Annotated in this window: 27 protein-coding genes; 5 read left to right on the top strand and 22 right to left on the bottom strand. The window is 38.1% G+C overall.

Features of this window, described 5'->3' with window-relative positions; all coding sequences use genetic code 11:
- Positions 1-66 precede the first annotated feature (66 nt).
- Complete coding sequence (locus I6F54_RS01220; protein ID WP_007580684.1) at positions 67-1,074, top strand: isocitrate dehydrogenase; 1,008 nt, start codon at positions 67-69, stop codon at positions 1,072-1,074.
- A 57-nt stretch (positions 1,075-1,131) separates the two neighbouring features.
- Here the strand turns inward: I6F54_RS01220 and I6F54_RS01215 are convergent, their stop codons facing one another.
- Entirely contained in the window at positions 1,132-4,128 is a 2,997-nt protein-coding gene (locus tag I6F54_RS01215) for an immune inhibitor A domain-containing protein (protein ID WP_197139393.1), read from the bottom strand.
- Between the two features lie 489 nt (positions 4,129-4,617).
- Between I6F54_RS01215 and I6F54_RS01210 the strand changes: the two genes are divergently transcribed.
- Both I6F54_RS01210 and ilvN read left to right on the top strand, forming a co-directional pair.
- Complete coding sequence (locus I6F54_RS01210) at positions 4,618-6,342, top strand: acetolactate synthase 3 large subunit (protein WP_197139392.1); 1,725 nt, start codon at positions 4,618-4,620, stop codon at positions 6,340-6,342.
- Positions 6,342-6,839 (top strand): acetolactate synthase small subunit, encoded by a 498-nt coding sequence (ilvN, locus tag I6F54_RS01205; protein ID WP_007580691.1) that lies wholly within the window; start codon positions 6,342-6,344, stop codon positions 6,837-6,839. The genes I6F54_RS01210 and ilvN overlap by 1 nt, the downstream gene beginning before the upstream one ends.
- A gap of 92 nt (positions 6,840-6,931) precedes the next feature.
- Here the strand turns inward: ilvN and I6F54_RS01200 are convergent, their stop codons facing one another.
- The 15 genes from I6F54_RS01200 to I6F54_RS01130 all read right to left on the bottom strand — a co-directional run bounded on the left by I6F54_RS01200 (position 6,932) and on the right by I6F54_RS01130 (position 18,213).
- A complete protein-coding gene (locus I6F54_RS01200; protein ID WP_002962474.1) occupies positions 6,932-7,207 on the bottom strand; it encodes an HU family DNA-binding protein in 276 nt (91 codons plus the stop codon).
- 210 nt (positions 7,208-7,417) lie between these two features.
- Positions 7,418-7,957 carry a DUF3833 domain-containing protein gene (locus I6F54_RS01195; protein WP_024592211.1) on the bottom strand — a complete coding sequence of 180 codons (540 nt, stop codon included), beginning with the start codon at positions 7,955-7,957 and terminating at the stop codon, positions 7,418-7,420.
- Between the two features lies 1 nt (position 7,958).
- On the bottom strand, positions 7,959-8,447 hold the full coding sequence (locus I6F54_RS01190; protein WP_165725497.1) for a chalcone isomerase family protein: 489 nt from the start codon (positions 8,445-8,447) through the stop codon (positions 7,959-7,961).
- 54 nt (positions 8,448-8,501) lie between these two features.
- Positions 8,502-9,002, bottom strand: a complete 501-nt coding sequence (locus I6F54_RS01185; RefSeq protein WP_007580697.1) for a DUF2878 domain-containing protein — start codon at positions 9,000-9,002, stop codon at positions 8,502-8,504.
- A complete protein-coding gene (locus I6F54_RS01180) occupies positions 8,980-10,242 on the bottom strand; it encodes an SAM-dependent methyltransferase (RefSeq protein WP_165735776.1) in 1,263 nt (420 codons plus the stop codon). Before I6F54_RS01180 ends, I6F54_RS01185 begins: the two co-directional genes overlap by 23 nt.
- A 37-nt stretch (positions 10,243-10,279) precedes the next feature.
- Positions 10,280-11,017 (bottom strand): DUF1365 domain-containing protein, encoded by a 738-nt coding sequence (locus tag I6F54_RS01175; RefSeq protein ID WP_197139391.1) that lies wholly within the window; start codon positions 11,015-11,017, stop codon positions 10,280-10,282.
- Positions 11,010-12,266 carry an NAD(P)/FAD-dependent oxidoreductase gene (locus tag I6F54_RS01170; protein WP_197139390.1) on the bottom strand — a complete coding sequence of 419 codons (1,257 nt, stop codon included), beginning with the start codon at positions 12,264-12,266 and terminating at the stop codon, positions 11,010-11,012. The genes I6F54_RS01175 and I6F54_RS01170 overlap by 8 nt, the downstream gene beginning before the upstream one ends.
- On the bottom strand, positions 12,263-12,973 hold the full coding sequence (locus tag I6F54_RS01165; protein WP_024591087.1) for an SDR family NAD(P)-dependent oxidoreductase: 711 nt from the start codon (positions 12,971-12,973) through the stop codon (positions 12,263-12,265). The genes I6F54_RS01170 and I6F54_RS01165 overlap by 4 nt, the downstream gene beginning before the upstream one ends.
- Positions 12,974-12,975: 2 nt before the next feature.
- Positions 12,976-13,404 (bottom strand): nuclear transport factor 2 family protein, encoded by a 429-nt coding sequence (locus I6F54_RS01160; RefSeq protein WP_007580706.1) that lies wholly within the window; start codon positions 13,402-13,404, stop codon positions 12,976-12,978.
- Position 13,405: 1 nt separating this feature from the next.
- Positions 13,406-14,800, bottom strand: a complete 1,395-nt coding sequence (phrB, locus tag I6F54_RS01155; protein ID WP_197139389.1) for a deoxyribodipyrimidine photo-lyase — start codon at positions 14,798-14,800, stop codon at positions 13,406-13,408.
- Entirely contained in the window at positions 14,800-15,753 is a 954-nt protein-coding gene (locus tag I6F54_RS01150; protein ID WP_007580711.1) for a YbgA family protein, read from the bottom strand. The genes phrB and I6F54_RS01150 overlap by 1 nt, the downstream gene beginning before the upstream one ends.
- Positions 15,754-15,761: 8 nt before the next feature.
- Positions 15,762-16,442 carry a ChrR family anti-sigma-E factor gene (locus I6F54_RS01145; protein ID WP_007580713.1) on the bottom strand — a complete coding sequence of 227 codons (681 nt, stop codon included), beginning with the start codon at positions 16,440-16,442 and terminating at the stop codon, positions 15,762-15,764.
- The gene (locus tag I6F54_RS01140) at positions 16,435-17,058 is read right to left on the bottom strand and encodes a sigma-70 family RNA polymerase sigma factor (protein WP_010552978.1); all 624 of its coding nucleotides are present in this window, start codon (positions 17,056-17,058) and stop codon (positions 16,435-16,437) included. Before I6F54_RS01140 ends, I6F54_RS01145 begins: the two co-directional genes overlap by 8 nt.
- Before the next feature lie 68 nt (positions 17,059-17,126).
- Positions 17,127-17,705, bottom strand: a complete 579-nt coding sequence (locus tag I6F54_RS01135; RefSeq protein ID WP_166376597.1) for an LON peptidase substrate-binding domain-containing protein — start codon at positions 17,703-17,705, stop codon at positions 17,127-17,129.
- Between the two features lie 235 nt (positions 17,706-17,940).
- Positions 17,941-18,213 (bottom strand): hypothetical protein, encoded by a 273-nt coding sequence (locus tag I6F54_RS01130; RefSeq protein ID WP_197139388.1) that lies wholly within the window; start codon positions 18,211-18,213, stop codon positions 17,941-17,943.
- 299 nt (positions 18,214-18,512) lie between these two features.
- Between I6F54_RS01130 and I6F54_RS01125 the strand changes: the two genes are divergently transcribed.
- On the top strand, positions 18,513-20,204 hold the full coding sequence (locus tag I6F54_RS01125; RefSeq protein WP_197139387.1) for an alkaline phosphatase D family protein: 1,692 nt from the start codon (positions 18,513-18,515) through the stop codon (positions 20,202-20,204).
- Between the two features lie 60 nt (positions 20,205-20,264).
- On the opposite strand, the gene I6F54_RS01120 is transcribed toward I6F54_RS01125, so the two are convergent.
- A complete protein-coding gene (locus I6F54_RS01120; protein ID WP_197139386.1) occupies positions 20,265-21,749 on the bottom strand; it encodes a cellulase family glycosylhydrolase in 1,485 nt (494 codons plus the stop codon).
- Positions 21,750-22,149: 400 nt separating this feature from the next.
- Entirely contained in the window at positions 22,150-22,500 is a 351-nt protein-coding gene (locus tag I6F54_RS01115; RefSeq protein WP_121955585.1) for a hypothetical protein, read from the bottom strand.
- Between the two features lie 185 nt (positions 22,501-22,685).
- Between I6F54_RS01115 and trhA the strand changes: the two genes are divergently transcribed.
- Entirely contained in the window at positions 22,686-23,315 is a 630-nt protein-coding gene (trhA, locus tag I6F54_RS01110) for a PAQR family membrane homeostasis protein TrhA (RefSeq protein WP_197118942.1), read from the top strand.
- 54 nt (positions 23,316-23,369) lie between these two features.
- Here trhA and I6F54_RS01105 read toward each other — a convergent pair whose 3' ends face one another.
- The 4 genes from I6F54_RS01105 to I6F54_RS01090 all read right to left on the bottom strand — a co-directional run bounded on the left by I6F54_RS01105 (position 23,370) and on the right by I6F54_RS01090 (position 26,807).
- Complete coding sequence (locus tag I6F54_RS01105; protein WP_197139385.1) at positions 23,370-24,821, bottom strand: flagellin; 1,452 nt, start codon at positions 24,819-24,821, stop codon at positions 23,370-23,372.
- Between the two features lie 153 nt (positions 24,822-24,974).
- Complete coding sequence (locus I6F54_RS01100; RefSeq protein ID WP_231609613.1) at positions 24,975-25,205, bottom strand: hypothetical protein; 231 nt, start codon at positions 25,203-25,205, stop codon at positions 24,975-24,977.
- A gap of 404 nt (positions 25,206-25,609) precedes the next feature.
- Entirely contained in the window at positions 25,610-25,915 is a 306-nt protein-coding gene (locus tag I6F54_RS01095) for an MGMT family protein (protein ID WP_197118940.1), read from the bottom strand.
- A complete protein-coding gene (locus I6F54_RS01090; protein ID WP_197139384.1) occupies positions 25,905-26,807 on the bottom strand; it encodes a LysR family transcriptional regulator in 903 nt (300 codons plus the stop codon). The genes I6F54_RS01095 and I6F54_RS01090 overlap by 11 nt, the downstream gene beginning before the upstream one ends.
- Positions 26,808-26,823 lie beyond the last annotated feature (16 nt).

Raw genomic sequence — 26,823 nt, 5'->3', positions numbered from 1 at the left:
TAACAAGCGATTACCCTCTCAGGGTAATAATTTATGTGCAAATCAAACTCTTTAAAGGAAAAGTCAATGGCCAAACAAACCATCACAGTGATCAAAGGCGACGGCATCGGTCCGAGCATTATCGACTCAGCACTTGAAATATTAAAAGCCGCAGGTTGCGACTTTGATTATGAATTTGTTGATGCTGGCCTAGCTGCACTTGAAAAAACAGGTGAGTTACTTCCACAAGACACGGTTGATACAATAGCTAGAAACAAAATCACTCTTAAAGGCCCATTAACAACGCCTGTAGGTGAAGGTTTTACGTCTATTAACGTAACACTTCGTAAGCAATTTGGTTTATACGCTAACGTACGCCCTGTTAAATCATTTGTTGGCACTAAAGCGCGTTACGACGATATTGATATCATTACTATTCGTGAAAATACGCAAGGTATGTACTCAGGTGCAGGCCAAATAGTAAGTGAAGACGGTAATGAAGCAGAAGCAAAATCGATAATTACGCGTGAAGGCGCAGAAAAAATCGTAACTTTTGCATATGAGCTAGCGGTACGTGAAGGTCGTAAAAAAGTAACTGCTGTTCATAAAGCTAACATTTTAAAATCAACATCTGGTTTGTTTTTAAAAGTAGCACGTGAAGTAGCTGAGCGTTACCCACAAATTGAATCAAATGAAATGATTGTTGATGCAACGTGTATGAAACTGGTAATGACACCTGAAGAGTTTGACGTAATTGTTACGACTAACTTATTTGGTGATATTTTATCTGACCTTTGTGCTGGTTTAGTTGGCGGTTTAGGTATGGCTCCAGGTGCTAACATTGGTGAAGACGCTGCAATTTTTGAAGCTGTACACGGTAGTGCACCAGATATTGCTGGCAAAAACCTAGCTAACCCAACATCTGTAATTTTAGCGTCTATCCAAATGCTTGAGCATTTAGATATGGGCGATACAGCAGAGCGTATTCGTAGTGCTGTTGCTGATGTAATTAAATCAGGCGACCGTACAACTCGCGATTTAGGCGGCAGCCACGGTACAACTGATTTCACTCAATCAGTAATTGACCGTTTATAATTAATATTTGTTATTAATTTAAATAGCCCGCTAATTTAGCGGGCTTTTTTTTATTTGCTAGCTGCGCTTTATCCTAGGTAAGCATAAAAGTAATAACACTAATAAACCTGCCAATGATCCGCCACTTGAACCCGAACTACTTTGTTGCTTTTGCACTGTAAGAGATAACTCTTTAGTAAAAGTATCATTTGTTTGAGTATCAGTAACATTCAACGTTACACTAAATGCACCGCCAGTCTGATAAGTATGCCTTGGGTTTTGTAAGTTTGATACCGCACTGCCATCACCAAAATCCCAACTGTAAGTATAACTATTAAAGCCGCCAGTTACTTGCGCATTAAATTGAGCGCTTAAATCATTTACTGTAACGTTTGCGTCTATGCTAAGCGGAACAGTTGCCGTTACATCAACCGCTTTAGTTTGCTCCGTGCCTTCGTTATCTGTCACTGTAAGCGTTACTTGGTAATCACCAGAGTATAAATAATTATAAGTGAGCGATTGCGTCGTTAAAGTACTTCCATCCCCTAGCTGCCAATTATAGGTATACGGTGCGACTCCACCTGTAAACGAAGCTTGAGCTGTTAATATTCCTTGGTTTATTTCATATTCAATTTCATTTACAGATAATGGCTCAACTAATGTAACTTGAGCTATAGCTACTTGCTGTGAAGTATCATTACTTGCCATAAACTCAACGCTATAGGTGCCATAGTCTTGATATTCATGAGTAGGCGTTAACTCTGTGCTTGAGCTACCATCGTCAAAACTCCACGTGAATTTATCCGCAGGCGTGAATGCAAAACCTTCTACATTAAAATTAACGATTAAACCTGTTTTGGTAAAATTAATACCTTTAGTAACATCGTAATTAAGCTCTACTTCTATATCTTCACTATCAGCTGACTGGCTTATAATAATAAACCCAAAGCCAACCTGTGGGAGGGCAACGCCCGATGACTGTTGCGCTGAAAAGCTATAGTCGGTTTTATCAGTAAACTCTGTAATAGCAGATAAATCATCATCACCTAATCCAGCTCGCTGTGGATATAAACTAAAAGCAGCATCACGAATTTGAATTGCTGAAGCAGCCGGAGTTTGCGTACTGCCTTTATTTATCGAGCGCTGATCAGCATCTACCACTAATGCAAAACCACTACCTGGATGCTCTGTCGTGTTGTTATCTGCTTGAGATTCATTGCTATACCACAATAATAATCCCGGTGAGTACTGCTCTGCTTGCAAACTACTGTCAACGCCTGTGTATGAACGCAATTGTAAATAGTAATGTGATGGCGATGCATATGTGTAACTACCTATTTTTTCAAAGCCATTAAACTCGGTGTTAATTTGATCTTGTGCATTATTTTGCCAAATTAAAGTATCACTTTGCACAATACGCATATCATCCACAACAAAACCATAATAATGTGTGTTCGCATCTGTTATGTATTCAATTTTTAGATCAATGATTTGCCCAGCATAAGCTGATAAATCAAACTTATGAGTTAAATAGCCGTTAGGTTGCTTAGCATCACTATTAAAAAATGAATCACCTGATATATACGGACCAATGTCACCATAGTATGGGTTAATTGCTTGCGTATAATTACTAGCAATAGGCTCCCCATTTACTTTTACCTGTACTAAATCATAGTCGCGCTCAATACTGTAATAAGCAATAAAGCTTAAAGTAAGTGCCTCAGTTGTGTTTGGTAGCGTTACTGTATTAACTAAGCTGTTACTAACATTGTCGCCCGTATTTGAATAGTATTGAAAATCGCCTTCTACTGGCGTTTTAAATTTTTCGAGTCGAGATGGCAGTGTTATTTTTATTTGGCTTTGTAGTTGTGAAGTACTCGCAGTATTAATTAATGTTTGCTGTGCGTTAGCATCTATCTCATCCATATCAAGCGTGAGCTGATTAACCCAATTACCCTGGTATCGATTTTGTAAATATTCAAGCGCATAAGGGCTAAACATAACAGGCTCTGAGCCTCGTGGAGAACCTGCCCAACTTCCTGTCGACATAACTGACCAAGACGCGACAGGCTCACCTACCGTGTTAGATTGTAAGTCGTATTCATCTAATAATCCCAAGTCATGCCCAAACTCATGTACCACCACGCCAATCCCAGCATCAATTGGATTAATTGTATAACCAAAGAGCTTTATATTGCTGCCTGCAATCTCGCTCGGCCCGCTACTTTCATCAAATACATAGTAGCGGTGCGACCAAATAGCGTCGGTGCTTAGGTAGCCACCACCCGCTTCCTCGCCAATACTTGAATGAAAAATCATTACATGGTCAATAATGCCATTGGGTTCGTTAATAATTCCATCGCCATCAATATCATCTAAATCGGTTAAATCATAATCGGCTAAATTAATATTAAATTGTGCAACGGCTTTTTCTACCGCTTCTTTGACTAAAGCGGGCGCATTTTTATCACGCGTACTGCCTTGGCGTTCACCATATGTTTTTGCATTACTATCAGCGGTTACCCAGCCATATACTTGCCCGTTAAAGTTTAAGCTATTACCAGACGCTGCTTTATAATAATCTGCAGCCGTTGATAAGCTTTGTCCATCAGGGCCCGCATAACCTTGAGTATTAAAAAGCATTTGCTGATAGTGTTCAGTTGAATAATCAGCGTAAAACATGTCGGTGTCTTGCTGTACAAGTCGATCATCGTCATGTTTGAGGTCAGGAAAATCAATTAAGATAGCTAACACTTTTACATCATTAACGCTTTGATCAGGCACTAGCGACGTTGAAAAAGCGGCTTGTTTTTTATTTGTGTTTGAAAAATCCGTAGAGGAAGATTTAAATCGCCTAAAGCCATTTTTAATTGAGTGATTGGCAACTTCTTTGTTACTCATATATGACTTAAATGAACTATCTAACTCACTAGAGGATATTTGGTCTCTTTTTTTAAGCCAATATAAAATACGTTCTTCGTTAGTTATACCAACATCATGCGGGCTTAAATTATTAGCCGCTACTATAGGGCTTAATAGCGTAGTTAAAAGCGCAATTAACGTCACTTTTTTCACTGTGTTTTCCTCAAACATAATTATGTAGTAATCATACCTAATAATAGAAATTTAAACATGCGATAAAAACATATAGTTAACATGTGCAATAAAAGTTAATGGTCTTTCACACTCTTTTATAACTAAAATCAAACACACAACCTAAAACGCATAATTTCTGCTAGTTAACTCAGTTAAATACAGTATTTCTGCAGATTTAAATTAAAAAAAGCTACAAAACGAATTTAAAATGCAAAAAACCACTTTCAAGGTTGACATAAGGGTTCAAAACCCTTAAAAATAAACCTATACAGAATTTTTAATTTAAAAGCAGTGTTTTGCTAAGTAGAGTAAAAACTATGAACACACAAATTAACCTTTTAGTCGTACTCGTACTGGTCTTAGTTATAAGCCCAGCGGGGATGTATTAAAAGGTGATACTGCTTTTTAAAAACCCTCGCACTACGCGGGGGTTTTTTTATGCATAAAAAAGCGCACAGAGGAATGAGGATGAGCAAACAAGAATATAATGGCTCTGAACTAGTAGTTCAGGCATTAAAAGAGTTAAAGGTAAAATACATATTTGGCTACCCCGGTGGTTCGGTTTTAGACTTATATGATGCACTTTTTCAGCAAGATGATATTGAGCATATATTAGTACGTCATGAACAAGCTGCCACACATATGGCTGATGGTTATGCTCGTGCTACTGGAGACGTTGGTGTTGTACTTGCAACCTCAGGCCCTGGCGCTACAAACTGTATAACGGGTATTGCAACGGCCTACATGGATTCAATTCCTATGGTTGTATTGTCAGGCCAAGTGCCTACAAGTTTAATTGGTGACGATGCATTCCAAGAAACTGATATTGTTGGCTGTTCTCGCCCTATAGTTAAACACAGCTTTAACTGTAGAAGTGCTAAAGAAATCCCAACAATCTTAGCTAAAGCCTTTTATATAGCCAGTACAGGTCGTCCTGGACCTGTTGTAGTTGAGCTTCCTAAAGATATGCTTAACCCTGCTATTAAGTTTGAATACGAATTTCCTAAAACAACAGAGCTAAGAACATACAGCCCTAATACTAAAGGGCATTCAAAACAAATTCGTAAAGCGGTAACAACTATTTTAGAAGCCAAAAAACTGGTTATCTACTCTGGCGGTGGTATTGTTATTTCAAATACGTCAGAGCAATTAACGCATTTAGTTGAGTCGTTAAATGCGCCCATTACCAATACACTAATGGGGCTTGGCGGCATATCAGGTGTACATCCAAACTTTGTAGGTATGCTAGGCATGCACGGTACGCTTGAGGCTAACAAAGCAATGGCAAACGCCGATGTGATTTTAGCGCTTGGTGCTCGTTTTGATGATCGAGTAACTAATAACGTTAAAAAGTTTTGTCCAAATGCCACCATTGTCCATGTAGATGTAGATCCAACTTCAATTTCAAAAACAATCAAAGCGCACATACCGGTTGTAGGTTGCTTAGCAACAGTACTAGAACAACTACAAACGGGTATTGATAAAAGCCCAATTAAAATAGATCGAAGCGCGCAAGAAGATTGGTGGCGCCAAATTATCAGCTGGCGTGAACAAAAATGTTTAAGCTACAACACAGATGGCGACAAAATTAAGCCACAAGCCGTAATTGAAGCTGTTTATAAAGCCACTAATGGCGATGCTTACGTAAGTTCTGACGTTGGTCAGCACCAAATGTTTGCAGCGCAATATTACCCATTTAAGCATCCTCGTCAGTGGATAAATTCAGGCGGCCTAGGCACTATGGGCTTTGGCTTACCTGCTGCTATGGGCGTAAAATTAGCCTTTCCTGATAAAGAATCTGTATGTATTACGGGTGATGGCTCTATTCAAATGAATATTCAAGAGCTATCTACCTGCTTGCAGTACAACCTAGCTGTAAAAGTTGTATCACTCAATAACCGCTCTTTAGGTATGGTACGCCAATGGCAAGATATGGTTTACGGCGGTCGTCATTCATCATCTTACATGGACTCACTGCCTGATTTTGTTAAGTTAGTTGAAAGCTACGGGCATGTAGGCATACAAGTAAACACACTTGATGAGTTACAACCTGCTATCGATAAAGCTATGAGCATAAACGATCGTTTAGTCTTTTTAGATATTCTTGTAGACGAGAAAGAACATGTATACCCAATGCAAATCAAGTTAGGTGGCATTGATGAGATGTGGTTACGTAAAGGAGTAAAAGCATAATGCGTCGTATTTTATCTATTCTATTGGAAAACGAACCAGGTGCACTGTCGCGTATTGTTGGGCTTTTTTCACAACGTGCATACAACATTGACAGCCTAACTGTTGGCACAACTGATGATCAGTCGTTATCACGTATTACCATTACCACCATGGGTGATGACAGAGTGGTTGAGCAGATCACAAAGCAAGTTAACAAATTAGTCGACGTGCTTAAAATTATCGATTTAACAGAAATGAGTCACATTGAGCGAGAGTTATTGCTTGTTAAGGTATTTGCTCAAGACGAGACGACTCGTGCAGCGGTTACCCGCGTAGTTGATGTGTTCCAGGGTGTTATTTTAGATATGGGCCGGCAAAGCTATAGCCTGCAACTAGTGAGCAGTACAGACAAAATAGAATCGTTTTTAGACACACTTCGCCATGAAACCGATATTATTGAAGTTGTACGTTCTGGTGCTGTTGGCATTGGCCGAGGCGATAAAGCCTTAAAAGCATAAATTTATAATATAAAGGCATCAATTGATGTCTTTATTAAACATAAAAAAAAAGAGCTAAATAGCTCTTTTTTTATTTTAATTCGTTAAACCTATTAAGGGTTTACTTGGTCTTTAAGACCTTTACCTGCTTTAAAGCTTGGGATAGTTGCCGCTGCGATTTGGATCTCAGCACCCGTTTGTGGGTTACGGCCAGTGCGAGCTGCACGTTCTTTTACTGAGAAAGTACCAAAACCAACTAATGCTACTGAATCACCTTCTTTTAAAGAAGAAGTTACAGCACCTGTAAACGCGTCAAGAGCACGAGTAGCAGCGGCTTTAGAGATTTCTGCATCAGTAGCAATTTTTTCAACTAATTGAGCTTTATTCATTGTTAGATTCCTATTCGTTATTATTTTGCCTTCGCAAAACCTATCTTTATGCATTTTTAAAGAGTTAGCAACAGCAAATTGCATTTTTTGCTTAAATTCTTAAAAAATGAGTAAAATTTAAATAATTCTCGGTAGAATACAGCGTGTTGGGTTAACAAAGACTTAATTTGAGTACAATTTTGGCGCAAGTTAAGCAACTGGGTAAATAAGCTATATTTTTTCGATAACTAAGGTCACTTCCCCGACCTCGACTCCAAACTTAACAATAGATGTGCGGTTTATCAAGCGCGATTGTGTAACCAGGTACATCCAATCGTCAAAATTCACTTCTAAAGTACTGCCATCGTATGGAAGCTCTACATCATAATTCCAATGAAATACGCTGCCGTCACTTTTGCCTTTTGCTGTACCTATAACATCAGCTGCTGTCCCCGTTAAACTATTGTCTTCATTTAACGTTATTTTCCAGATTCGCTTTTGGGTTTCGCCATCATCATAAATAAAGTCTTCTTCAATAACGCCCTGGTTACCGTCCCAAGTCGCATTCATATCTACGACAAGCTTTCGGGTCAATTCGCCTTTAAAGTCTTGTACAACACCATAGGCTTTCAAATTTCCGCTAAAAAACGTTTTAAAGTCGAAATTTGGCGATGTATTTTTATAATGTTCAACATTTGGTGCCGAACAGCTAATTAAAAGTAGAGCCGAGAGGCTCATAACAGCTGCTTTTAACGTGTTTAATATGTTCATATTAATTCCCTAATAATTGCTTTCGTAGTTTTGGCTCAGAGGTTTTTTCATCAAGCCAAATAGCTAAAAAGTCACTCGAAAATTGAGGTTCATCAATTTCACCCATTTTTTCATCATTATGATAAAAAGTGCTCATACCTTGCTCATTTGTCACCAATGTTAGTGAGTCACCCTTTTTTATATCAGGCCAAATAGACAACAATTTACGGTCGTATTTATCTGCCAGCCCTGCTTTTCCAAGATGTTGCCACTGCTCATTTGTTGCTTTTACTATTTCTTTAGCGTCAAAGTCACGTAAATAGGTAAGCTTAAACTTAACAGGATGTGTTCCTGCGCTGTAATTACCTGAAGGGGTAAATAGCACAGCGTCATATACATCCCAAAATAAATACTCCATTCGTGCTTCGCCTACTTTATTAAATTGTGTGTTAGCTAAAACAATTGAAGTGGTAAGCAAATAAAAAGTAACTGCCTTTAGTAAAAATTTCAAAATAAGCTCCCTTTGAGTCAATGGGTAATGTTACGAAATAGAAATTGTGGAAGATCAGCGATTGATGAATAACTTGATTTTTTGGTTTATAAAAAGAATAACAGTAAACACTGTAGACCAAAGCGCCCCGTAAACGAGCCAGAATTGCCATAAAGGTAAACCTAAACTTATTACTTCAAAGCGCGCTCCAGCCCAATAACTTGCTGGTGCAAATGCCATACATACCAAAAAGGCCTGCCAAAGCTTTAATTTACTCAAAAAAACCATAGAGGTATTCAAAGAAAGTAATAATGCAGCCCATAAAAAGACGAGCCATAGAGGGAAGGGATAAACTTTAAATTCTAACAAGCCTAACTTTACCGCTATAAATTCTAACAATAGTGCTAAAGGTAGGGCTTTAATTAACAGTAAAGAGTCTTGTTTTTTCTGCTTTGACAAACAAAACATTAAAACAATAATCAAGCCACTAAAAAGTAGCGAATTGGCTTCAAGCAGCAGTGATAAAAACCACACTGCTTGAAATAAAACAAAATTAGTAACCGAGCGCAATATCATCGTTATCACTAGTAAAACGAGGTTTACGCGCCATTAAATGTACTGTACTTGTTGCTCTGGCTCTAAACGCACCTTCACAATAAGCAAAATAAAATAACCATAAACGATAAAAGCGTTCATCAAATTTAGAGCGGTCTAAATCAGGCCAGCTTTTTATAAAACGAGTTCGCCAATCTGCTAATGTTCTTGCGTAGTGAGCGCCAATATCATTAACAGTATGGATAACCATATCGGTATTATTTTTAATCTGCTCACTCATTTCGTTAAGCGATGGCAAACATCCGCCCGGAAAAATATACTGCTGAATAAAGTCAGAGTTTTTTAAGTAGTGCTTATAACGCTGATCGCCAATAGTAATTGCTTGAATAAGCATGGCGCCATCGTCTTTTAGGAGCTCACCACACTGAGTGAAAAAGCTCGGCAAATAATCATGACCAACCGCTTCTATCATTTCAATAGAAACAAGCTTGTCGTATTTACCTTTTAGTAGTCTGTAATCGAGCTTAAGTAATGTTATTTTACTTTCAAGACCAAGTTCAACAATCTTGTTAGCTACATAATCATGTTGCTCATCAGATATGGTTGTTGTTGTTACATGGCAATCGTAATGTGTGGCAGCATATATAGCAAATGCCCCCCACCCTGTACCAATTTCAATTACTGAATCATTTTTTTGAAGCTCAACTTGCTCACAAATGCGTTTAAGCTTGTATTGCTGAGCCTCTTCAAGTGTGGCTTCTTTTGTAGGATATACAGCACTTGAATAGAGCATTTCTTTACTTAAAAATGATTCGTACAAATCATTACCTAAGTCGTAATGAGCAACAATATTTTTCTTAGAACCCGATTCTGAATTTTTGTTTTTTATGTGATTAAACCGGTGTGCGATATTACTAAAAAATGCGAATTTTTTTTCAAACTCATCAAGTTGCTTTTCATTTATAGCAAATATCTCAATGAATGAAGTTAAGTTGTCACAAGACCAATGTCCCAAAATATACGCTTCGCCAGCGCCAACGCTTCCAGATAACGCAAACGCTTTATACATAGCTTTATCATTAACTGTTACTGTTGCTTTTAACGCAGACGATACATCACCAAAAACTGTACGCTCATTTCCTTCAATTAAAACAACTTGACCTGTTTCAATTGACGAAAAGGCTTTAGTCACTAATTTTTTATATATATTAGTTAACCAACTAGTGCTTTGTTCGCAATTTAAGCTCGACACTTTATCCATTAAAATACCTATTAATTGTCCTGACTACCTATGTGCTTTATGGCTTACCTGAGTGACCTAAAAAAGGCACTCGCTTTATAAACAACTTTAATGCTTGATAATAAATACCTTTGAAAATAGACCATGTCATGGCCGGAAAACGTTTAAACAACTTATTAATCTCTTCGTTAGTGAGTTCTTTACGTTTCAAGCGAAGTATTGCATCAAATAATAACTCTTCATTTCGCTTATTTTCAATGTGTATCAATGTTTTATCAGGCGATTGTTTAACATGCCAATGATAGTTCATATCCAGATTCATAAAAGGTGATACGGAAAAAACCTTCTTAAAGTTCACTTTTTTTTCTAAAGGGACTAAATAATAATGACGTTCGTTCCATGGTGTATTACTCACTTCAGCTATCATGTACTTAAAACGGGTGTCGTTGTGGCCAAAAAAGTAAAAATTAACAGGACTAAAATAGACACCAAAACAACGAAGCTGCCCTAGCATGTAAATATGAGAAAAGGTTTCAGTAATACCTAAATTGGCAAGTTGATCATGCGCACGCTCAATAAGAGGTCGTTTAGCAAGTTGTGAAGTGTCTTTAAGATAATCAGCTTCATTAAATTTTAACGCCTTTAAGCCTGACGTACCTAGGTGTTTATGCACACCATTTAGCTGTTGAGGATTATTTAAATCTACCCACATCATATACAAAGGGTAACTGAAACGATGTTCTTTAACAGCAAAACGGCGATGTTTTACATCGCCTAAATACACTGCACTAGTCAAATTCGACCCCAAGTTGCTTGGCTACATCTACACCACTGTGTACGCCATCTTCATGGAAACCATTGTACCAATAAGCACCACAAAAATAACTATTGTCTTGTCCATCAATACTGTGTTTAAGTTTTTGAGCAGCAATTGACTCTTGGTTAAATACAGGGTGATGATAAGTAAACTCGCGCAAAATTTTACTTTGGCTTATTCCTTCAAGATGATTAAGCGTTACACAAAACTGTGTATCCGATTGTATACCTTGCAAAATATTCATTTGGTAGGTAACAACAGCTGCTTTATCAGTGTTGTTATTAAGTAGGTAGTTCCAACTTGCCCATGCCGCTTTTCTATCTGGTAAAAGGTTTGTATCGGTGTGCAGCACAACTGAATTCTCAGTGTAAGCTATTGCACCCAATACTGACTTTTCTTGCTCAGTTGCATCACCAAGTAGTGCAAGCGCCTGGTCTGAATGACAAGCAAATATTACTTTATCAAACTTACTTAATTCACCATTGGCAAACTCTATTGTTACTTCATCATTTTGACGCGTAACAGATTTAATATCTGTATTAAGTTTAATTTTATCAGCAAAACCTCTGATCAGTGGCTTAATATACTGACGAGAGCCACCTGGTACTACATACCACTGTGGTCTGTTTGTTACATCTAAAAGGCCATGATTAAAGAAGAACTTAACAAAAAATTCAACGCCTACATTTTCCATTTCTTTAATACTGGTAGACCAAATAGCCGCGCCCATCGGAAGGATATAATGGTATTTAAAAAAGTCATTAAAGTGATTGTCACTAAGCAGTTGCCCTAATGATTGATCAGATTGGTAATCATCTTTTTCATGTAGTGCTTTACACAGTTTGTTAAACCTAACAATGTCGTACAATAATCGCCAAAACTTAGGTCTAAAAATATTACGACGCTGTGCAAACAGGCTTGTAAACGTATGGCCATTGTATTCAAAGCCAGTGGCTTCGTTATGAACACTAAAGCTCATTTGCGTTGTTTGTTTATCTACACCAATACGCGATAGTAACTTTTCAAAGTATGGGTAAGTTCTGTCATTAAATACAATAAAGCCAGTATCTATTGCGTATTTTATACCACACACGTCAACATCAACAGTTGCTGTATGACCACCTATATAATCATTTTTTTCAAATACGGTTACATCGTAATGTTTATGAAGCAAATGCCCACATGTTAAACCAGATACACCAGTTCCTATTATTGCTATTTTTTTCAACGGGCTAATCCTTTTGCGATTTTAAGCCAAATTGGGAGTGGTAAAATACGTAATGCTTTTAATATAAGCGTAAAACGGTACGGAAAGTGAACATCTTTTCGGCGCTTATGTATTCCCTTAATCATATAGTCTGCGGCTTTTTCAGCGGTAACGGCCATAGGCATCGGGAAATCATTTTTATTAGTAAGCGGAGTTTTCACAAAGCCAGGGTGAACTAAAGTCACATCAACATCATCTAAATCAACAGCTAAGCTTTTTGCTAAGTAACTTACACCCGCTTTTGATGCACCATAAGCTTCTGAACGAGGTAGCGCAAGATAGGTAACACTTGAGCTGACCAAAACAAGCTGACCACCTGAATTTATTTTAGGAAGTAGCGCCTCAAGGCAATACCCCATAGAGAGTAAATTTACGTTTATTACACGCTCAAACAATGCACTGTCAAAGTTTCGTGCGTCATCTATATATTCACAGTTACCCGCGTTTAAAATAACACGGTCAAAATGAGGAAAGCCAATAGTAGACTCTTTAATGTCTTGTAGATTAGTTGCATCAAATTTACATGCTTGAATATTGTCGTATTTAGCAAGCTCAGCGAGCTTTTCACTATTACGGCCACAAGCGATAACAGTGTCTCCCAACTGCGCATATTTAATTGCTAACTGCTCACCAATACCAGAAGTAGCACCCGTTATAAGTGTGATCATAATTAACCTGCCCTTTTATCAATTAGCTTTATAACACTACCAAGTAAAGGAATATGTTTGTACAGCAACTCGCCCACATTAAAGTAGTCTCTGTGCTTGATAATTTTGCCATTTTCAAAAATAAGCTTGCTATGACCTTCTACCGAAATAGTTTTACCTGATGAAAGCTTTGGATGTGCATAGTGCATAGTCCAATAAATAAAAGCATTGTTGCCGCTATTAAACGAATCGCTAATATCAAACTGACAATGCTTAACATTGCTATATAAGTTAGCAAAGTACCTGCGCAATTCTACAATGCCATTAATTTCATGCATTGGGTCTATAAACTGTATGTTGTCACAGTAAATATCACTCAATAAATCAAGATTAGTGCTATCAAGCTGTTGGTATATTTCAACAAATTTATCTACTGGTAACTGGTTATCCATATCACACCTTAAATGCAGCAAGTGCACGTTCTCGTGCCGCTTTATGATCAACTATTGCTGGCCAGTAACATTCCTTATCTTTACCTATTGCGGCTAAATAAGTGTGTGGAAAATGAATGTGTTTATCTGGCACGTTTTCAAGCTCTGGCAAATACTTACGGATAAACTTGCCAGTTGGATCAAAGCGCTCGCTTTGTCTGATAGGGTTAAAAACTCTAAAGTAAGGTTGAGCATCACACCCGGTACTTGCAGCCCACTGCCAGCCACCATTATTTGAGGCTAAATCGCCATCAATTAGGTGCTGCATAAAAAAGCGCTCACCTTCGCGCCAGTCTATTAATAAATGCTTAGTTAAAAAGCTCGCAACAACCATACGTAAACGATTGTGCATCCAACCGGTTTGCTTTAGTTGTAGCATTGCAGCATCTACTAACGGGTAACCTGTACGCCCTTCACACCATGCTGTAAATTCATTTTCGCTTTTACGCCACACTACGGCGTTGTACTTTTCGTTAAAGTTGTCACCGCGTGAAAGCTTCGGAAATTCAGCAATTAAATGCCTGTAAAATTCGCGCCAAACAAGCTCGTTAATCCACGTAAACGTTTTACTTTTTGACGTAGTTAAAATATCAGGATAACGCTGCTGAATATTAATAAGCAGCTGTTTTGTGCTTACAATACCAAGTGCTAAATACGGGCTTAAACCTGATGTGCCTTTTACGCTGGGTATATCACGCTGATCATCGTAGCTTGTAAGTTTGTCACATATAAAGTTATCGACCACAGTAGAAAGTGTTTCGTCGTCAACCGGCCACTTATCTGAGCATCCATCACTTTTTAGTAAGTCGCTTTCATCAAATTTTATTGAATCAGAAGTTAAAGGCCATTGAGGCAAACTAAAGTGCGTATCTTGGTACTGCTTTAACCATGCTCGCTTAAATGGAGTAAACACTTTATACATTTCATTACTTTGATTTTTAACCGTTCCAACAGGTGCAATTAAATCACCTTCGTACAAAGTAAAAGTAATTGAAAGCTCATCGCATTCGTGCAAAATTGCTTTATCGCGGTTTACTTCATTAAGCTCATATTCTGTATTAGCAATTACGTGTTTTACATCGTTTGATTTACAAAAATCAATAAGCTCACGCGTACAATCAGAAAAGCTAGGCGCTTCAATAACATGTAAAGTAATGCCGTAATCAGCAAGCTGAGATTGAAGATAAGTAACTCGGCGCTTGAGTAAGTCAATCTGAATAGGCGCAGCTTGGTGCTGTTGCCACTGTTTTTCAGACACAAAAAAAATGGCGTGTTTAGCGCCATTATTTAGCGCTTGAATTAACGCTTCGTTAGAAAAAAGGCGCAAATCGCGCCTAAACCAAAATAATGTATCCATTAAATACCAAATCGTAGTTTTAAATCGTGAGGGTAAGGGTTAAAAAACACTTGTTTTTCAAGGTACTCATTTGGGTGAACCTTCAAATGATGTTTTAACAAGGTAAGTGGTACATACAATGGCACCAAACCTTCGCGGTATTCATCTATCGCATCACGAAGTTCTTGTTTTTCAACCTTCGATAAATCAGTTTTAAAGTAACCTTGTAAATGCATTAGCGTGTTGCAATTATTTCTGCGAGAAGCTGGCTTTTTAAGACCCGTCATCAAACCTAAAATATATTCATCAGCAACTGCATTTATATCGTCACCTACATAAGTCCCCAGCAAGTTACCCAAATCACGATAAGCTTGATAGTTATGAGCCATCAACAAGTACTTATACTGAGAGTGAAATTGAGTAAGCTTATGAACCGTAAGCGGCTCTTGTACTAATTTTTGCCAGTTTTTAAATACGTAAATTCTCATTACAAAGTTTTCACGTAAATGCATGTCGTTTAAACGTCCGTTTTCTTCACATGGCAATAATGGATTGTGCTTCATTATTTGCTCCGCAAAAAAACCAACGCCTTCTGAGGTATTACCTGTTCCTGCTTCATTGTATATTTTAATGCGCTCCATGCCGCAGCTTGGGCTTTTTGCACAAAATACAAATCCGCTTAATTCTTTAGCTTGTTCAGTTGCAACTTTTTTACCATATTCAGTAAGTTGTTGGCCTACTTCGCCGGTGCCATCTGGGCGGCATACTTTAATAGTATCGCCCACTTTAACTTGGCGAATAGTTGGACGAGGTATTGGTAAACCAACAGCTACTTCCGGACAAAACCGTGTGTATTCAACGTGTTTACCTAGCTCGTCCATACAAAAATTTGACTTTTTATGTCCTGTGTCAAATCTAACTTTTTCGCCTGCTAAGCAGGCGCTTATACCTATTTTTATTATATCTGTATGCATATATTCTCTTAGTAAATCAAATTACCTATTGGATTTAGTAACTTGCTGAAGCCCTTATTAAAATGTAGCGCACTACTGACAACTGTAAAGCATAAACATCCATCTTTCGTTAAAGGTGTGTGTTGGTGACTACCATCTTGCCAAATAAAGTCGCCTGGTACGTAATTACCGTCTTCATCACTAAACTCACCATCTAGTAGTAAAGTAACTTCAAATCCGGTATGTGTATGCTCAGGAATTTCGCCACCGGCATCAATATGTAGCAAGCTAGAACGCAGTGCTCCATCATCAAGCGAAACGCGAGATCGTGCCAGTTTACCAACTTGTGTAAATTTGCTATGAGAAATACGTGTTAAAGCACGTGGAAGTTGGTAGTCATGCTCATTCACTTTAATAGATACAGGCTCTACTTCGTAAACTTCATCGATAGAATCATCAGACATGATCATATCGAGAACATTTAGTTCAAATTCTTCAAGTAAATCAGATTTCTCAGTTTGAGGTTTCTCAAATTGAGCAGGCTCTTCACTAAATAATGCATTTGCATTACTTGCTTCAATTTTAGCTACTTTAGCTTGGCACACAGGGCACATGTCTACGTGAATAGAAACGGCTAAACTCAATGATGTAGCAAGTGATGCATCGCAATACTGTGTCAGTAAAGTTTCACTCGGGTGATGTTTAATCATGCTGATCTCCCATTTCATTACGTAATTTTTGCAAGGCCAAACGTAACCGTGATTTTACCGTGCCTACTGGAATATTAAGTTGATGTGCAAGTTGCTCTTGCGACATATCTTGAAAATAAACGCCTCTTACCACTTCGCGTTGAGCAATTGGTAATTTATCGAGGTAGCGCTTAATTTGCTTATCTTCTAAATGATCACTGTATTCGTGATGCGTATCTTGTGAGTCGTTTAGTAACGGCCAAATATCTTCGCTTATATTTTCTTCTTTATTACTTTTCATTTTACGAAGCATATCGAACGAAGCGTTACGCATAACGGTATAAACCCACGTAGTAGCAGCGCCTTTTTCACTATGATACAAATGTGCTTTACGCCAAACAGACGTTAATGTTTCTTGCACAAGCTCCATGGCTTGGGCTTCAACACCAAACTGCTTAATTCCAAAGCGTTTAATTTTTGGCGCAAAGTATTCAAATAAATAGGAAAAAGCTTTTTTATCGCGTGATTGCGCAACATCTATAAGCGCTTGCATGAGCTCTTTACTCGGCGTTTCTGGCATGGCAGTGTACTTACCTGTATTAGGTTCACAACGTGGTGACTGTTGTTGACTTACCATAATAATTTATCCCGTTATTGCTTTTGTATTAAGTAATACGGGCAATAATTAATTTAGGATCATAAAATTTAGGCAAATTCGTTATTAATCACAGTATGGAGGAAACTCAGCAAGTTATCAAAGTTCGTTTCAAACGCAAGTTGCTGTTTTTTCTCAATTGATATAGGTAGGAGCTCAAGCCAACGTGCTGCAATCCAAGGCAACTTGTCAAAATGAGTTTTTTTGTACAATAAATTAAGCTCTGAATTACCTGCAAATACGTTTTTAAGCGCGTCGTGTAATAGGTAATGATCGCCAATGTCGTTGTTAGAATCCTTATACCAATAAGGCGTATTGCAAGGCGACACTAAGCCATGACGTAGTTCGTCTTCGTCTTGGTAAACATCGTTTATTTGCACATTTTGCGAGGCAAATACATCAATTAATAGTACGTCGTTATCGTCTTGGTCAAAATCGATAATATCGACAAGGCAACCTTGCGCACTTATATTAAATGGCGTGTCGTGCTCAAATGTACAAAGCACAAACCCTGAATTATTTTTTAATGCGGTTTTAACCATATTTAAATAACGAGGCTCAAATATGCGTAATCGCGTAAAACCTTCAGGTAACATAAAAATGGGTAATGGAAAAATCGCACGTTTCATAAAGTCTACTTATTTCAAACACTCTGCCTTTATTTACGTGCGCTTTTGCTAAGTCGATCAGCTTTGTATGAATCGAATTAATTACCAGCTATATAATTGGTTAAAGATTAAACCAACCTCCCATAGCTTTAAACACTTGAACCGAGTAATAAGCGCTAATCATGCTTACTACGGGTGCTAACATTAATGCAAATAATCCAAGTTCACTGCTCATCGTTTTAATCCTTTAAGTGGTTTATTTTACGTTTTTAACGCTAGCGTCAGTATTTTTAATCGTTGTGCTATCTATTAAAACTGGCTCATCTAGTAACCCCTCTAAAACAGTTTTAGCATCAAAATAAAGTGTTTCCTTTAGTGATTTTTCAAGCTCAATTGTGGTTTGCTTAACGTAGCTTGTTACACTTTGAGTTAATATATCAGTTACATCTAGGTCCACTTCTACTGCATGAACTTGCGCAGAACCTAATACTAATAAACTTGCCATAGCGATTTTAATTGAATGTTTCATAATGGTATTCCTTGTTTGTGTATTGTTTAGACGTAGTTATATACTCAAGGGTTGTGCCAACATAAAAATAAAATATAAACCATTATAATTAAAAGACTTTATGTCCGGTTGTTTAATTCGATAAATTCACACCTCGTTAATTTAACCATTTAATTTAATTTTTTGACTATTTTTTAGTTAATAAATAAAAGAGTTTTAAGTGCATTAATACCGTCACAGTAAATACATTTATCGTTTATAAAAACGTCATATCTAACCGTTAAGGTGCGCACCACTATTAATAATTAAAAAAGTGCAATATGACCCTTTCATCACGTAGAAATTTCTTAAAAACCTCAGCAGCAAGCATATTTACAGTTGCGGTATCGAGCGCCATTACAGGTTGTGCTCAAACATTAATGAACAAGCCTCTATCGGTAATTGAATTTAAACACGGGGTAGCAAGTGGCGATCCGCTCAGTAATGCTTTAATAATTTGGACACGTGCAACCACTTCTCAATCAAATTTTGAAGTTACTGTTGCTTGGGAGCTGGCAAGTGATTCTCAATTTAAAAACATCATTCGCAGCGGGCGCGAACAAACAGATAAAAGCCGAGACTTTACAATAAAAATAGATGTACAAGAACTTGCTCCAAACACAGAGTACTTTTATCGTTTTATAGGTTTGCAAACACAAAGCCCTATTGGCCGAGCTAAAACATTACCAATAAATAACATTGAACAAATAAAAATGGCTGTTGTGTCGTGCTCAAACTACCCTGCTGGGTACTTTAATGCCTACACAGATGCCGCTAAGCAAAAAAATTTAGATGTAGTACTGCATTTGGGAGATTACATTTACGAATACCCAATGGGCGGGTACGCCACACAAAATGCAGAAAACATTAGCCGCCAATTAGCAGCTGATAACAGCGGTGAAATTATTACCCTTAGCGACTATCGTAAACGCTATGCTATTTACAGAACAGACCAAGGCCTTCAAGCACTTCACGCTGCAGCGCCTTTTATCGCAATATGGGATGATCACGAAGTTACTAACGATACCTATAAAAGTGGTGCTGAAAATCATACCCCTGATGAAGGTGATTTTTTTAAGCGTCGCGCAGCAGCTATTCAAGCCTATTACGAATGGCTGCCAATTAGGCCACCTATGGGCGAACAAAGCCCGCAAATATATCGCACCTTCGATTTTGGTAATTTAATAAGCTTACATATGCTAGATACGCGCGTAATAGCACGCGATAAACAACTCGCTTACAGCGACTACAAAAACCCCGAGACCAAGCAAATGGATGTTGCGCGCTTTGTCAGTGATTTAAATAATCAAAATAGGCATTTACTAGGTAACACACAACTAAACTGGCTCACCAGTGCAATAACTAAATCAAATGCAAAATGGCAAGTATTGGGCCAGCAAGTATTGATGACTAAAATGTGGCTACCTACTGAAATATTCTCGCAATCCGATCGCACTAAAATACCTCAGGTGTTAAAAGAGCTTGTTACCATTAAAAAAGCAGTGTTAGCTAATAAAGCGGTAACACCCGAGCAACTCGCACGCGTAAATACTTTAATGCCTTATAATTTAGATGCGTGGGATGGTTACCCAAGCGAGCGCGAAGCATTATACAAAAGCATTACCGCATTAAATAAAAAGTTAGTCGTGGTTGCAGGTGATACGCACAATGCGTGGCATGGCACATTAAAAAATGCAAAAGGCGAAAGCGTAGGAGTAGAGTTTGCAACACCTGGTGTTACATCCCCGGGTATGGAGCATTATTTAGCGCTTAATACAGCACAAGCAAAGCAAATGGCTGACTCGCTTTCATTGTTAATAAACGATTTAAACTATTGTGACTTATCACACCGTGGGTATATGCTACTGACTATTACTAAAGAGCAAATCACAACCGATTGGCGCTATATAGATAACATAAACTCACCAAGCTACAATATTGTTGAACAACACCAAAGTGTTTATAAAGGCTAATACTTTTAAAAAGAAGGTAAATGTATTATTTACCTTCTTCGCATATTTTATTTAACGTGCTTAATTACAAGTATAAAGAAGCGTCCACGAAGCATCACTTCCTGGAAGGCTGTTTGTATACCAATTTGCGCTGTATGCATTACCTTGATATTGCATTTTGTCGTCGGTGTTATTGTGAGTAAACGGACCACCTGAGTAATCTTTGTTCACCCAATTAGGGTATGCATTAATACCGTTACAATCTGTTGAGCTTACAACACTGCATCCGTTTGTATCAACACTTGTACCAGCGGGTGTATCTGGGCACTGATCGATATCATCATTCACACCATCGTTATCCGCATCGCTTTGTGGCTCAACTACTTCAACAACACAACCTACATTATTAACCGTTTCACCTGCCGGTGTATTAGGGCATTGATCAACATTATCGCTTATACCATCGGCATCGCTGTCAGTTACTGCACAACCAATGCTATCAACCGTTGTACCTGCGGGAGTATTATTGCACTGATCAAGGCTGTCACTTACGCCATCCCCGTCGCTATCTAAATCAACATTGCTACTACCACCACCCCAACCTTGAATGATCTCTTTAACTTTAGTGCCTGACGATGTTAGTGAATTCCAACTACCGCCTGGAGTAAATAACGATGCACCTTCGTTTTTATCGTTTAAAGCCCAGTTAGCGTGGCTAATATTGTTTGTTTTAAAAAATGCCATCCATGCATCGGTTTCATTGATATTAACACCACCATTGCCATCAGCATTAACTGTTCCCCACTCTGTGGCGAATAGTGCAATGCCGTTATCGAGTGCTGTTTGTGCTTTATTTCGATACGATTGACCATGCGTGCCAGCATAAAAATGCAGAGTGTAAGCAATATTGGCGCGATCAATTGGGTTTTGTGATGCCACATCGACATCTTGCGACCACGTAGGCGTTCCAACCACAATTAAGTTATCAGGGTCGATTGCTCTAATTTTATCAATAACTGTTTCTGCATAAGGCTTAATATCGTTAACCCACGAAATTTGTAACGGCTCGTTATAAATTTCATAAATAACATTGTCGTACTGTCCATATTTGGTAGCTACGTCTTCAAAAAAGCGAACTGCAGTTGCTTGATCGGTATGTGCTTCATGGCTATGAAAATCAATAATAACGTACATATCTTCAACAATAGCTGCATTTACAACAGTATCAAGACGGCTCATATTGCCCTCCCAATCAAAGTTCAAACTACCACCAGTACTCGTACCATGACCAATAGCTGCACGAATTAATGTTGCATTAAATTCAGTTTTTGCCTTTGCTACTGTTTCTGCTGTGTAAAATTTTTCAGCGCCCCACCCCGTATTACTCCAAAATAGGCTAGGTCCTGCAAAGCTTGTGCTTTCCCCACCCGCAAGAATTTGATTCCCACTCACCGTTAACTTTTCAACAGCGGCATTAGCCATTGTTGAGCATCCTAATAATAAAGCTAACGATAAGCTCGCCACTTTAAAATCCTTTCTTTTGTGATTATTTGAACTGTTATTCATCGTATTTCCTTAAATTGAAATTATCAGTCGTCATTGCTTGACGTAATAAATTGACACCAAACCAATACTTAATAGTCAAATAAAGTTAATTTGGCGAGCAGAAAGTACCATTTATTTATTAACATTAAATGAATAAAAAGGTACAAAGATAAGGATTTTAGTTAACTAAATATCAACAAGTGAGTGATTTAACGAGGTTTGAGGATTTTACTGGGTATATACAGGCATTTACACGATGTTTACATGATGCGGGCAAAAAATCTCGGTTACAAAAAATATGTATAAAAATGAAAAGGCGGTAATAATAATTATTACCGCCATCAATAATAGCTAAATATCAGGGATAAATATGCGGGAAGAAAATTAATAAGCCAACCAAACCGAGTTCTAATTAAGTGGCTTATTTTTTAGTGGGCAGCGCTTTTCTGCCCAAACGGTATGCATCCATCATACTCAGCACCCAAATTATAATCATTAAAGGTACATACTTATATTCAGCGAGTTGAGCGCAAGCGTCAGATGGTTGTTGCGCGGCTTTTAAAATGGCCGTAACCGACATGGGGATTTTTCCGTTTACAATTTCATTTGCAGTACACTGTGCAATCGCAAATATATCTTGAAAGGTTAAAATTAAAAGAACAGAGAATACACCCGCAAAAATAGCGCCTATAAGGTGTTTTTTTAAAGAAAAATGCCCCGCTCCAGGATAAACAATGGCGGTAAGTAAAGCAGCTTTTAAATCTTGTTTCATGGTTATTTCAGCTCGTAATATGTATTACACTAGACACCAACATAGTGAATTAATTCTCTTTAAAATCAAGTAAAAGCTAAAGTAGCGTATCAAATAAAGTTATTTAGAATTACTCACAGCTAAGATTGAAACTTTCAGCGTACAGTTGTACACTGAAATTAATTCCAATAGTGGTAGGAACAGTTATGTCGTTAGAAACGCCTTATTCCCGTAAAGAAGAGAAATTAAACGTAATCAGCCATGCACTCGGTATTATATTTGCCGCGTTTGTTATGTGGGATTTATTTAGCCAAGCCACCAGCACTAAAGCGTATATTAGTACTGCAATTTATGGCAGCAGCCTATTTGTGCTGTTTTTGTCATCCACTTTGTACCATGCCAGTATTCAACCGCGCTTAAGAGCCTTTTATAAAAAGTGCGATCACTGCGCCATATACTTATTAATTGCCGGCACCTACACTCCCTTTTTATTAATCTCATTAACCGGTGCTTGGTCATGGGCAACACTTACATTTATTTGGGCGGTGGCACTAGCAGGCGTTGCGTACAAAGTATTTGTACGCAACGGCAATAAAAAAATATCACTCGCCACCTACTTACTCATGGGCTGGTTTGCACTAGCTATTGTATATCCACTTTATTCTAGTGTTGATGTAAAGGCACTTTACTGGCTACTTGCCGGCGGTATTTTTTATAGTTTAGGTACATTATTTTACAGTGCTAAAAGCACCCAATTTAGCCACGCAATTTGGCACTTATTCGTTATTGCTGGGTGTATTTGCCATTATATTTCAATTAGCAATTACGTTTATTAAATAAGCTAGAACTACTTGTATAATTCGAATAGCTCAAATTTATGACTACGTAATTTAGCCAAGTAAATTAATGGCTGCTTGAGTAACCTGATTTGCTTGAGCGAGAACCGTAGTACTAGCTTGTTGTAATATCTGATTTTTTGTAATTATAGCTGTTTCAATAGCAAAATCGGCATCCTGTATACGACTGCGGGAAGTAGAAACATTCTCAGAAATATTTGCTAAATTATTAATCGTATGATTAAGTCGATTTTGTATTGCACCTAAATTTGCTCTATTTGCATCTATTTGTTTTAAAGCAGCATCAATTACCTCGATAGCTGATTGTGCCCCATCAGAGTTTTCACCTGAGATATCTATGTCATCAACATGATCTAATATACTTACTCCACCAGTTTGAGGTACATTTAAGTAACGATTAACATCTCCTCCATTGACGCTAATTTCATCTGAAGAGGACAATTCTAATTTAGAGAAAACAGATGCTCCATTGTTAGGGTTTACTGGTGACTGTAGAGCACCAACTGGAGCGCCATCAACAAGTTGGCCTAGCTTAACTGTTGGAGATGATGTCATATCTAAGCCATCAACATCAACACCGAACACATCAAATGAAGTGGATGTAGCCCCTGCTACATTATCTCTTTCTATCACTTCATAACCATCAGACTGAAGATCTTCCATTAATCTGTCAAAGTTACCGCTATATTTACTCAGATCATAGCTATCTATAACTATGCCTCCCTTCTTAAAGCTCATAACACTATCATCTGCTGAAGTTAGTCCTTCTATCCGAGCTTCTAACTTTGTAGAGGCAAGTACATCAGCACCACTATTGTTAATAACGTCAGCAACAATACTAGCTCCAGTACCTGCTGGAATACTGATACTTTCGCCATTTAAGGTCCATAAATCAGAAGTTGAAAACCTCAACGATGTAATTGTATCTAAAGGGTATGGTGCTGCAGGAAAATAAATTGGTTCAATTTTATAAATTCCAATAGCGTCAGCAGAAACATCATTCAAATTTAAATTAATTGTTTCATTTGCATTAGCACCTACCTGAAACTGCTTTGTACCAAACGTACCATCAAGTAAACTAATACTTCCAAATTGAGTAGTTTCCGCTATGCGGGTTATTTCTTGCTGCAACGCTGTCACTTCTTTTTGTAGTGCAGCCCTATCATCTCCATTATTTGAGCCATTCGCAGATTGTAAAGACAATACTCGCATTCGCTGTAGGATACTCGAAGACTCTTCCATAGCTCCTTCAGCAGTTTGCGATATAGATATTCCATCATTGGCATTGCGTTGAGCAACTGATATACCATTAATTTGGGAAGTCAAACGATTTGATATTTGCATACCAGCTGCATCATCTTTTGCACTATTAATTCTCATACCTGAAGATAGACGTTGCATTGAAACCTCAAGGTCTTTACCGAATTTATTAAGGTTTCGCTGCCCGTTGAGTGATGCTGTATTTGTTACTACTGATAGCGCCATTAAAACGTCCTTTTAAGTTTCAGCATGATTCATACAAAATACACGCATTATTTAAGCCACTATAAAGCTTTATCTTTAAAAGTTCTTAAAATAAAAAACAATTAGGCTCTCTAAGCATGTGTTGAAGGAGATGTGAAGTATGATGAATCAGTATTAAACAAAACAACAAAGCTTATCATCCATTAATGCATCAACTAACCAATACCAATTAAATGTTGATCCAACAACAAGTCCTGCTAGCTTGTCTTTATAAGGGGCTAAAAAAGATAAAATGACAGACATGTCATTATTTAAACGCTTACAGCTAAGCGTTTCACCTTGTTCATCAATAATAGCAATCACACTATTATTTGAATGCAAGTCAATTCCACCATATAGTTTCATACTAAGTTCCTCGAGGTACAGTTTATGTTTTGGTTAACACAACTGTATCGGAAAACTCAAAGAGCTTTCTATATGGTTATCAAATCTTGACTTCAGACATTATGACATCTGACCGTCTGCAGTTAGCACAAAGCCGTCCATCTCTTTGCTCACCCACTTAACTCCCAAGTTATAAAACACTCAAAACTGATATTTTGCTTTAAAAAGTAATCTTCAGTGTCATCAACGCGGTAAGTTGGGCTGTTTCTAGTAAATTCATCATTTTTGTCGGATGGCGTGGCTTCGCCACTTATCCGACCTACGTCAAAATGTAGGTTGGTTAAGCCGAAGGCGCCACCCAACAAAGTTTCAGATTCACGCCTTGAAGGACAGCTGCTGGTATTTATCCGCCAATAATAGTCACATCACTCCCACCGGCACTCGCGCATATTCACTTTGTCGTTTTTAAACAGCACACCTTCTGATAGTAGCTTTTCGCGCTGTTCTTGGTATTTTTCGCTACCTGCAGGGAATGATATTTTACCTTGACCATTCACTACCCTGTGCCAAGGTATAACCGAGTCGTTTGGCATCACTTTTAATAAGCGCCCGACCAACCGTGAGTTTTGCGGATAACCAGCAAGAGCTGCAACTTGCCCGTAACTTGATACTTTTCCTACTGGTATGCCTGCGATAACAGTATAAATAAGCGTTTCTTTATCAATATCCATTGTTGTTAGAATATTCCTTACTTAGTTGTTTAAATTGCTCCCAGATAGTACGCGCTACAGGGCCGTGGTGCATTGCATGCTGCCTAAAGGCTCTAATTTGCGCGCTAAATTTATGCTCTCGGTCAGTTATGTGTATTTCTTGAAGTAAGCCTGCTTTTATTTCAGGGTCGCAGTGCTCTAGGCTCATCATTGCCCAACCTGCGCCTGAGAGTAAAAACGATTTTAAAGTCGATACATCATCAATTTTCATCATGGCGGAGCCTTTTGAGTACGATAGCCTGTCGCTGTCGATACTCAAGTCACTTTCAAACATGGCTAAACACGGATACGTTTGCAGTTCGCTATAGGTGAGTTTTTGAGGGAGTACGCCTTTAGCGCTCACAATGCCAATATCGAGCCTACCTATGGGGACGCTTTCTAAATCGCCTGTTGCATGAAATAAATCAAACCACGGGCCAATGCCTAATTCGGCTTGTCCGCTGTTTACTTGCTCTAATGAAATAAAGCGTTTTCCGCTTGTTAAGCTAAATTCTGTGCTTGTAAACAACCTAAAAGTATTACTTATGATCTCGTTGTAACTTTGCATATGGCAAAGTTGTTCGTAACAAATTCTAAATTGGGGCTCATTACCGAGTGCCAATTCTTTAGCAAGTTGTGCCAGCTCGTCGTTGGCATGCAAGAGTTGCTTCGCTTCGCGATGAAAAATACGCCCTTTTTCAGTAAGCTGTAATCGGTACTTACTTCTGTCTAGTAACTCAAACCCTATTTTTTCTTCTAGATTTTTAATAGCAAGTGTAAGCGCTGGCTGTGTTTTATGTAGCTTTAATGCTGCCCCGCTTAAGCTCGCGCTTTGCACTATGGCATCTAAAATTAGTAATTGATTCAGCTTCATATAGCACTCTGCAACA

The organism is Pseudoalteromonas sp. SWXJZ10B, from assembly GCF_015864475.1.
GTDB lineage: Bacteria > Pseudomonadota > Gammaproteobacteria > Enterobacterales > Alteromonadaceae > Pseudoalteromonas > Pseudoalteromonas arctica.
The sequence above is the reverse complement of the archived record's forward strand: the minus strand, read 5'-3'. Positions and strand labels throughout refer to the sequence as shown.